The 9513-nt window shown below is 72.4% G+C and carries 8 protein-coding genes; 5 read left to right on the top strand and 3 right to left on the bottom strand.

Annotation, left to right across the window (positions count from 1 at the left end; genetic code table 11):
- The first annotated feature begins 97 nt into the window (after positions 1-97).
- Positions 98-886, top strand: coding sequence for an electron transfer flavoprotein subunit beta/FixA family protein (locus ACIQWG_RS02135; RefSeq protein ID WP_404089252.1), 789 nt, complete (start codon positions 98-100; stop codon positions 884-886).
- Positions 887-959: 73 nt separating this feature from the next.
- Positions 960-1922: an electron transfer flavoprotein subunit alpha/FixB family protein gene (locus ACIQWG_RS02140; RefSeq protein WP_404089254.1), complete on the top strand. Its 963-nt coding sequence runs from the start codon at positions 960-962 to the stop codon at positions 1920-1922.
- Between the two features lie 58 nt (positions 1923-1980).
- Here ACIQWG_RS02140 and ACIQWG_RS02145 read toward each other — a convergent pair whose 3' ends face one another.
- The gene (locus ACIQWG_RS02145) at positions 1981-2889 is read right to left on the bottom strand and encodes an endonuclease/exonuclease/phosphatase family protein (RefSeq protein ID WP_404089256.1); all 909 of its coding nucleotides are present in this window, start codon (positions 2887-2889) and stop codon (positions 1981-1983) included.
- Positions 2890-3094: 205 nt separating this feature from the next.
- On the opposite strand from ACIQWG_RS02145, the gene ACIQWG_RS02150 reads away from it, so the two are divergent.
- Both ACIQWG_RS02150 and ACIQWG_RS02155 read left to right on the top strand, forming a co-directional pair.
- Positions 3095-4390, top strand: coding sequence for a DUF6986 family protein (locus ACIQWG_RS02150; protein ID WP_404089257.1), 1296 nt, complete (start codon positions 3095-3097; stop codon positions 4388-4390).
- Positions 4391-4508: 118 nt separating this feature from the next.
- Positions 4509-6512, top strand: coding sequence for a serine/threonine-protein kinase (locus ACIQWG_RS02155; RefSeq protein WP_404089259.1), 2004 nt, complete (start codon positions 4509-4511; stop codon positions 6510-6512).
- A gap of 2 nt (positions 6513-6514) precedes the next feature.
- Here the strand turns inward: ACIQWG_RS02155 and ACIQWG_RS02160 are convergent, their stop codons facing one another.
- Together ACIQWG_RS02160 and ACIQWG_RS02165 are read right to left on the bottom strand one after the other, a co-directional pair.
- Positions 6515-7267 carry a hypothetical protein gene (locus ACIQWG_RS02160; protein ID WP_404089261.1) on the bottom strand — a complete coding sequence of 251 codons (753 nt, stop codon included), beginning with the start codon at positions 7265-7267 and terminating at the stop codon, positions 6515-6517.
- Positions 7268-7274: 7 nt separating this feature from the next.
- Complete coding sequence (locus tag ACIQWG_RS02165) at positions 7275-8324, bottom strand: LacI family DNA-binding transcriptional regulator (RefSeq protein ID WP_404089263.1); 1050 nt, start codon at positions 8322-8324, stop codon at positions 7275-7277.
- A 274-nt stretch (positions 8325-8598) separates the two neighbouring features.
- On the opposite strand from ACIQWG_RS02165, the gene ACIQWG_RS02170 reads away from it, so the two are divergent.
- Positions 8599-9513, top strand: a 915-nt coding sequence (locus ACIQWG_RS02170) for an ROK family protein (RefSeq protein WP_404089265.1), incomplete at its 3' end; no start/stop codon positions are given.

Genomic DNA, 9513 nt, shown 5'->3' on the forward strand with positions numbered 1-9513 from the left:
GGGGCGCGGGTCGCCCCGATCGGGATCGGCCGCTTGGGGCGCCTATGCTGCCTGCAAGTAGGCAGCAGAGAAATGTCGACGCAGTAGGAGAGCCGGCGTGAGCTTGAGGATCGTTGTCACTGTGAAGTACGTGCCCGACGCCACTGGCGACCGGCACTTCGCCGATGACCTGACCGTCGACCGGGACGACGTGGACGGTCTGCTCTCCGAGCTCGACGAGTACGCGGTCGAGCAGGCGTTGCAGATCTCCGAGAACTCCGACGACGACGTCGAGATCACCGTCCTGACGGTGGGCCCGGAGGACGCCAAGGACGCGCTGCGCAAGGCGCTGTCCATGGGCGCCGACAAGGCGATCCACGTCGAGGACGACGACCTGCACGGCACCGACGCCCTGGGCACCTCCCTGGTGCTGGCCAAGGCCGTCGAGAAGGCCGGCTACGACCTGGTGATCTCCGGCATGGCGTCCACCGACGGCACCATGGGTGTCGTACCGGCGCTGCTCGCCGAGCGTCTCGGTGTCCCGCAGGTCACCCTGCTGTCCGAGGTGTCGGTCGACGGCGGCACGGTCAAGGGCCGCCGCGACGGCGACGCCGCCTCCGAGCAGCTGGAGGCCTCCCTGCCGGCGGTCGTGTCCGTCACCGACCAGTCGGGCGAGGCGCGCTACCCCTCCTTCAAGGGCATCATGGCCGCCAAGAAGAAGCCGGTGGAGTCCTGGGACCTGTCCGACCTGGAGATCGAGGCCGAGGAGGTCGGCCTGGAGGGTGCCTACACCGTCGTGGACGGCGCGACCGAGCGTCCGGCCCGCAGCGCCGGCACGATCGTCAAGGACGAGGGCGAGGGCGGCAAGCAGCTCGCCGAGTACCTCGCGAGCCAGAAGTTCATCTAAGGGCCCGTCGGCCCGCTGAGGCTCAACAGCCCTTCCGCCCCTCAGACTTCGCAATCCGCAGGAGAGCAATCCCATGGCTGAAGTTCTCGTCTACGTCGACCACGTGGACGGCGCCGTCCGCAAGCCCACCCTGGAGCTGCTGACCCTGGCCCGCCGCGTCGGCGAGCCGGTCGCCGTCGCGCTGGGCAACGGCGCCGGTGACACCGCCGCCACCCTCGCCGAGCACGGCGCGGTCAAGGTCCTCACCCACGAGGCCGCCGAGTACGCCGACTACCTGGTCGTCCCGAAGGTCGACGCCCTCCAGGCCGCCGTCGAGGCCGTCTCCCCGGCCGCCGTGCTGGTGCCGTCCTCCGCCGAGGGCAAGGAGATCGCCGCGCGTCTGGCGCTGCGCATCGGCTCCGGCATCATCACCGACGCCGTCGACCTCGAGGCCGGCGACGAGGGCCCGGTGGCCACCCAGTCGGTGTTCGCCGCGTCCTTCACCACCAAGTCCCGTGTCGCCAAGGGCACCCCGGTCATCACGGTCAAGCCGAACTCGGCCGCCGTGGAGGCCGCCCCGGCCGCCGGCGCGGTCGAGGCCCTGTCCGTCACCTTCTCCGCCCAGGCCACCGGCACCAAGGTCACCGGCCGCACGCCGCGTGAGTCCACCGGTCGCCCGGAGCTGACCGAGGCCGCGATCGTGGTCTCCGGTGGCCGTGGCGTCAACGGCGCGGAGAACTTCGCGATCATCGAGGCGCTCGCCGACTCCCTCGGCGCGGCCGTCGGCGCCTCGCGCGCCGCGGTGGACGCCGGCTGGTACCCGCACACCAACCAGGTCGGCCAGACCGGTAAGTCGGTCTCGCCGCAGCTGTACATCGCCTCCGGCATCTCCGGCGCGATCCAGCACCGTGCCGGTATGCAGACCTCGAAGACGATCGTGGCGATCAACAAGGACGCCGAGGCCCCGATCTTCGAGCTGGTCGACTACGGCGTCGTCGGCGACCTCTTCGACGTCGTCCCGGCCCTGACCGACGAGATCAAGACCCGCAAGGGCTGATCCCGAACAGGCGCAGCGAGGCCCCCGTGACCGTGCCGACGGTCACGGGGGCCTCGTGTCATCCCAGGCTCAGGAACGCCTGCACCGGCAGGTGGTCGCTCGGGAACTGGCCGTCGTCGGAGTACGTGTTGATCACCGCGCGATGCGCCGTGACGCCCGGCGTGCTCAGGATCCAGTCGATGCGGTCGCCGTCCGGCGTCAGCGGCTTGTAGCCGTGGAAGGTCGCGTACAGGTCGCTGCGCTCGCGCGCGGTGTCCCAGGTGTCCACCAGGCCGGCGCCGAGCAGTGTGTCGTACACCGTGTTCCGGTGGGCGGCGACATTGAAGTCCCCGGTCACCACGACCGGCAGGGAGCGGTCGAAGCCGGTGACGCGCTCGGCGATGAGCGCGGCGCTGCGCTCGCGCGCGTACTGACTCACATGGTCGAAGTGGGTGTTGAGGACATAGAACTCCCGTCCGCCGTCGGTCAGATCACGGAAGCGGACCCAGGTGACCATACGGGCGAAGGCGGCACCCCAGGTGTTGGAGCCGATCACGTCCGGGGTGTCGGAGAGCCAGAAGTGGTCGTACTCGGTCGGGCGCAGTCGGTGGGAGTCGTAGAAGATCGCCATGGACTCGTCGCGGCTGCCGTGCAGCCGGCCGGTGCCCACCCAGTCGTAGCGCGGACCGAGGTCGGCGTCGATGTCGAGCAGCTGGGAGAAGATGCCCTCCTGGGTGCCGAGGACGTGCGGAGCCTCGCGGCGCAGCAGGTCGCGCATCACCGGTCTGCGCACGGTCCAGCTGTTGGGCTCCGCCGTGCTCGCGAAGCGCAGGTTGAAGGACATGACACGGAGGTGGCCCGGGGCCGGGCGCTCGCCGGCGGAGGCGGCGGACGTGGGCAGTGCTGTACTGGAGAGAGGTGCGGTGACCGCGGCGGCCAATGCGGCCTTCAGGCCCAGACGGCGCGTGACTCGGCTGTGGTTCGGCACTTCGGGCTCCTTCGGTGGGAACTGCCGGACGAGTCGTGCGGGGCGTGCGTACACAACTGTGATAGCGCGTCCTGAGTTGAGCGTGAACATGGCGAGATGGGTTGGTGACTCCCCGTGGACATGGTGTTGACCAGGAGGAAGGTCCCCGGCTAACTTCGTTCTACGGATTGTTGATTCCGTATCGCGGAAATAGGAGGGTGTGGGCATGGGTCAGGGCCAGCAGGAGAAGGTGGCGACGAGCCTCGCGGGCGCCGTCAGCGAGGAGATCAGCGCCTCCCTCGCGCCGGTCGACGCCGAGCTGGAGCGCCGCTACCCCGGAGACCCCGGCACCCGCCAGCCCGTCCACACGGTCTACGTCCCGGGCGACGCCTTCGCCGCCGACACCGTCCGCTCCTGGGGCGACGAGGCCCTCGCCGCCCTCGACCGGCACGCGCCGGACGCCGCCTCCCTCGCCGCCGTCCTCGGCCTGTCCGACGAACTCGCCGAGCCCGTGTACGCGCGCGTGCGCGCCAAGCTGGAGCGCGAGCCCATCGAGGACCTGCGCGTCGACTTCGAGGACGGCTACAAGGGCGCCGACGAGGACCAGGATGCGGCCCGCGCCGCCCGCCTGATCGCGCAGGCCTACGGCAACGGCACCGCGGCTCCGTACATGGGCATCCGCATGAAGTGCATGGAGACGGCCGTACGCGACCGGGGCATCCGCACCCTCGACATCTTCCTCACCGGCCTGATGGAGGCCGGCGGCCTGCCCGACGGACTGGTGCTGACCCTGCCCAAGGTCACCTACCCCGAGCAGGTCACCGCCATGGTGCGGCTGCTGGAGGAGTTCGAGAAGGCGCGCGGCCTGGAACCGGGGCGGATCGGCTTCGAGATCCAGATCGAAACCAGCCAGTCCATCCTCGCCTCCGACGGCACCGCCACCGTCGCCCGGATGATCCAGGCCGCCGAGGGCCGGGCCACCGGCCTGCACTACGGCACCTTCGACTACAGCGCCTGCCTCGGCGTCTCCGCCGCCTACCAGGCCAGCGACCACCCGGCCGCCGACCACGCCAAGGCGATCATGCAGGTCGCCGCCGCCGGCACCGGCGTACGCGTCTCGGACGGCTCGACCAACGTCCTGCCCGTCGGTACGACCGAGAAGGTCCACGACGCCTGGCGGCTGCACTACGGCCTCACCCGCCGCGCCCTGGCCCGCGCCTACTACCAGGGCTGGGACATGCACCCCGGCCACATCACGACCCGGTACGCCGCCGTCTTCGCCTTCTACCGCGAGGGATTCGAGCAGGCGGCCGGTCGCCTCGCCCGGTACGCGAACCAGGCCGGCGGCGACGTCATGGACGAGCCCGCGACCGCCAAGGCGCTCAGCGGCTACCTGCTGCGCGGCCTGGACTGCGGCGCCCTCGACATCGCCGAGGTCGCCCGGCTGACCGGTCTGACCCGCGCCGACCTGGAAGGGTTCGCGGCACCCCGGCGCGGCGACCTCACCGTCTCGGCGAAGTAGGACTTGTCGGTCTGAGCCGAGTGGCGGGCCGGTCACAACGGCCGCCGGCGGCTGGCGTTGTCACCGCCGCCCCGTAGTCTGTACGGACGCAAAGACGTGTCACAGGAACGGGGCAGCGGTGTCTTCGGGGGAGAACGGACAAGCGGACGAGGCCGGTCGACTGCTGGCCGGGCGCTATCGCGTCGTCACCCAACTGGGGCGCGGCGGCATGGGTGTGGTCTGGAAGGCCGTCGACGAGGTCCTCGGCCGCGAGGTCGCCGTCAAGGAGCTGCGCACCTACAGCGACGCCGACGGCCCCGAACTGGCCGATCTGCGGCTGCGGATGCAGCGCGAGGCCCGTGCGGCGGCCCGGGTGCGGCACCCCGGCGTCGTGGCCATCCACGACGTGGCGGAGGCCGACGGCCGCCCGCTCATCGTCATGGAGCTGGTCGACGGCCCCTCCCTGGAGGCCGTGTTGCGCGAGCGCGGCACACTCGACCCGCGTGCGGCGGCCGGGATCGGCGCCAAGGTCATGGACGCGCTGGCCGCCGCGCACCGGGCCGGGGTCCTGCACCGGGACGTCAAGCCCGGCAACATCCTGCTGGAGGACTCCGGCCGGGTCGTCCTCACCGACTTCGGCATCGCGACGATGGACGACCCGGGCGACGGCTCGGCCACCCATCTGACCCGCACCGGCCATCTCGTCGGCTCCCTCGACTACTTGGCCCCGGAGCGTGCTCAGGGCGGCGATCCGGGCGCCTCCTCGGACGTCTGGGCGCTGGGCGCCACGCTGTACGCGGCGGTGGAGGGCTCCGCGCCCTTCCGCCGTACCTCGACCTTCTCCACGCTGACCGCGATCGTCAGCGAGTCCCTGCCCGAACCCGCCAACGCCGGACCCCTCGGTCCCGTCCTGCGGCGGCTGATGGACAAGCGGCCCGAGTCCCGCCCCGAGGCCGACGAGGCGCGCGGCCTCCTCCAGGCGGTGGCCGACTCCGGCGGCACCGACGCGCCGACGGCCGCGCTGCGAGGGCCGGCGGAACCCGGGCCCGGCGAGACACAGCGCAGCGTCCCGTCGGTACCACCCGGGTTCGGTCCCACGACGCCGGCCCCGGGTCCGCAGGTGTACGGCGGCGACACACCGAGGCAGGGCGTGCCCGCGTCGGGCCTCCCCGGCGCACCGGTCTTCGGCGCACCGGCACCGGCAGCGCAGGGCCCCGCCACTCCCGGCCAGGGCACACCGCCCGCCCAGGGGCACGGCGCCGTCGGCCACCCCGGCCCGGCGGCCCAGGGGTTCGGCGGCCCCGGACAACCGCCCGTGCCGCCGTACGGCGGCGGGCCGACGCCCTCCGGCTCGTACCCGCACGGCCCCACCCCGCAGCACGACGCGGACGGCACCGGACCGATGGTCACCTCCTCCGGTACGCCCTCCCGGCGCAAGGGCCGAGCCCTGCTCGCCGCCGTGGCCGTCACCGTCGTCCTCGCGGCGGCCGGGGTCACCGTCGCCCTGGTGAACAACAAGGGCGATGACAAGGCCGAGGCGGGGGACTCGTCGTCCGCGACCGCGCAGGAGGGGAAGTCCGCCCAGGCGAGCGGCAGCCCCGACGCCGACCGCTCGAACGACTCCGGTCTGACCGAGAAGGGCGACGAGAAGAAGTCCCCCGGCGCGTCCAAGTCCCCCAGCCGGACGGCGGAGACCGAGCCCTCGGACCGGCCCGGCACCACGTCCCCCACCAAGCCCTCGGGCGGGGGCGGGAGCAACGGCGGCACCACCGGAGGCGGTTCCGGCGACGGCGGCACCACCGGAGGCGGCGGGACCACGGGCGGCGGTGGCACGACGGGCGGGGGCGGCAGCACACCCGAGCCGTCCTGCCACTCCATCGGCGGGGGCAAGTACAACTGCCAGGTCTGGAAGACCGCGAAGTCGTACACCGCTTCCGGCGCCGAGGCCGGCATCCTCAACGCCGGCACCAACTACTTCTACTGCCAGCAGAATCTGGGCCGCCGCGAGACGTCCGGCCAGTGGACCAACGTCTGGTGGGCGAAGACGGACGACGACAGCGGCAACACGGGCGTCTATGTCAGCGACGTCTACCTCGAGGGCGGCAACAACGACGAGCCGGTGCCCGGACTCCCCGTCTGCTGAGCTCAGGCAGGTGCGGCCGGGAGGTAGGCCTCCAGCCCGGAGGCCGTCACCAGCTTCTCGGCCGCGAACAGTCGGGTGCCCCGGTCGCACAGTCCGGGGTCCGACCGCGCCCGCGCGCAGAACTCCTCGGGAGTGACACCGAACAGCTGCCTCAACCGGGTCGAACCCAGGAGCAGTTCGGTGATCAGCGGCCGCTGGCCGGGGTGGGTGCGCGGCGCCCCGTCGCCGTCGTGCAGCACGCCATGGCGGTTGACGTACACGTATGCGCCGGGGAGGGCCGTGCCGTCCGCCAGCTCGACCCGCACATCGGGGGCCGGAAGCCAGGCGCGGCCGAAGTTGCCGTCCGGCAGCGGTACGCCCTCGCTCGCGTCGATCACCGCGAGCTGCTCGTCGTCGAGCCAGGTCAGGAACAGCTCCGCCACGTGGCCCGGTGCGTGGAAGGGGGACGCGGACACATAACCCAGGCGGCTCACGTGCGCGGAGACGCCCACCCCCAGGCCCGTCACCCTGGTCTTCACCATGGGAAGCGGCGAGTCGATGCCGAAGGCGTCCATCTTGCGGCGCAGTTGGCCGGGGCAGGCGTTGGAGCCCACCGCGAGGACGGGGACGCGGTCGTCGTACACCAGCCGGTCCAGGGGCAGCAGCCGGTCGCCGTGCAGGAGTCCGGAGTCCGACGGCCTCGCGCCCGGGTAGAGCAGCGGGTGATCGCGCGGCGCGTCCGCCAGGCCGAGCGTCTCCAGGCTGCGGTCGTCCATGGGCGGCTCAGTCCTCCGGCGGGAGTTCGCCCGAGCCGCGGGTGATCAGCCGCGTCGGCAGATCGATGCGCTCCGGCGTGACCAGGGTGCCGTCCAGCTGCCGGAACAGCCGCTCGGCGGCGGTGCGGCCGAGGGCCGCGGCATCCTGGGCGACGACCGTGACACCCGGCCGGAGCAGGTCGGCGAGCTCGATGTCGTCGAAGCCGACGAGGGCCACACGGCGGCTGTGCTCGGCGAGCACACGGATCACGGTGACCGTCACCCGGTTGTTGCCCGCGAAGATCGCGGTGACGGGGGAGGGGCCGGTGAGCATCTCCTCCGCCGCCCTGCGCACCCGCTCCGGGTCCGTGACGCCCAGCGACATCCAGGAGTTTTCCACCGGTATGCCCGCGTCCTCCATGGCGGCCCGGTAGCCGCGCAGTCGCTCGGCGGCCGTGTGGATGCGCGGCATGTCGCCGATGAAACCGATCCGGCGGTGGCCGTGGCCGATGAGGTGGGCGACGCCGTCGCGGGCGCCGCCCTGGTTGTCGGACAGAACGCAGTCGGCGTCGATCTGGCCGGCCGGGCGGTCCACGAACACGGTCGCGACGCCCGCCTTGAGCTCGGGCTCCAGATACCGGTGGTCGTCACCGGCCGGAATGATCACCAGCCCGTCCACCCGCCGCGCGCACAGCGCCAGTGCCAGCTCCTGCTCGCGGTCCGGGTCCTCGGCGCTGGAGCCGTTGATGAGCAGCGCCCCGTGCGCGCGGGCCACCTCCTCGACCGACCGGCTGAGCGGGCCGTAGAAGGGGTCCGCGAGATCCTCCAGGACCAGGCCGATGCTCGCCGTGCGGCCCTTGCGCAGCACCCGCGCGCTGTCGTTGCGACGGAATCCCAGGGCGTCGATGGCCTCCTGGACGCGGCGCTCCGTCTCCGGGGTGACGCCGGGCTCACCGTTGACCACGCGCGAGACGGTCTTCAGGCCGACTCCGGCACGCGCGGCGACGTCCTTCATGGTGGGACGGTTGCCGTAGCGGTTCTCGGGCGCGCGGTCGGAGCGGCGGATGGTCTCGGGCACGATGCGGTGTCCTGTCCTGTCGTCGTCCACGGGGGCTGCGTCGGTCCGTGGGGGTGCTTACGCGCCCACGGGGACACGTCGATCCCTGGGGATGCGCCGGTCCATGGGTTTGTATGAGGATGTGGCGTCGAGCATAGAGCCTGGACAACGTTGTCAGATCCGGGAGACACTGTCCACCGCAATCTCCGGCCTGCGTCCCCACCGCGAGACCGGCTCGCCCAATTCCCGTGGTTGACGGGGAGATCCGAATGGTTGACGGGGAGAACTGACACTGATGCACACCGACCTCGTGGCTGCGCTCGACATCGGCGGTACCAAGATCGCCGGAGCGCTGGTGGACGGCCACGGCACGATCGTGGCCCGGGCCCAGCGCGCGACGCCGGCGCTGGAGGACGGCGAGACGGTGATGCGGGCCGTGGAGGCGGTCGTCGGCGAACTCACCGCCTCGCCCCTGTGGGACCGGGCCACGGCCCTCGGAATCGGCAGCGCGGGCCCGGTGGACGCCTCGGCCGGCACCGTGAGCCCGGTGAACGTGCCCGGCTGGCGCGACTATCCGCTGGTCCGGCGGGTCCGGGAGGCGGCCGGCGGGCTGCCGGTCGAGCTGATCGGCGACGGGGTGGCCATCACCGCCGCCGAGCACTGGCAGGGAGCCGCACGGGGACACGACAACGCGCTCTGCATGGTCGTCTCCACGGGCGTTGGCGGCGGGCTCGTCCTCAACGGCCGGCTGCATCCGGGCCCCACCGGCAACGCCGGCCACATCGGCCACATCAGCGTCGACCTGGACGGCGATCTGTGCCCGTGCGGTTCGCGCGGCTGTGTCGAGCGGATCGCGAGCGGCCCCAACATCGCCCGGCGGGCGATCGAGAACGGCTGGCAGCCCGGCTCCGACGGCGACACGTCCGCCGCCGCGGTGGCCGCCGCCGCACGCGAGGGCGACCCGGTCGCCGTGGCCTCGTTCGAGCGGGCCGCGCAGGCCCTGGCCGCCGGGATCGCGGCCACCGCGACCCTGGTCGAGATCGACATCGCGGTGATCGGCGGGGGAGTCGGCAAGGCCGGAGACGTTCTCCTCACGCCCTTGCGCAAGGCCCTCCACGACTACGCCACCCTGTCCTTCGTCCAGCGGCTGACCGTCACGCCCGCCCAGATGGGCACGGACGCGGGGCTGGTCGGCGCCGCGGCGGCCGCG

Source organism: Streptomyces sp. NPDC098781 (assembly GCF_044759995.1).
Taxonomy (GTDB): Bacteria; Actinomycetota; Actinomycetes; order Streptomycetales; family Streptomycetaceae; genus Streptomyces.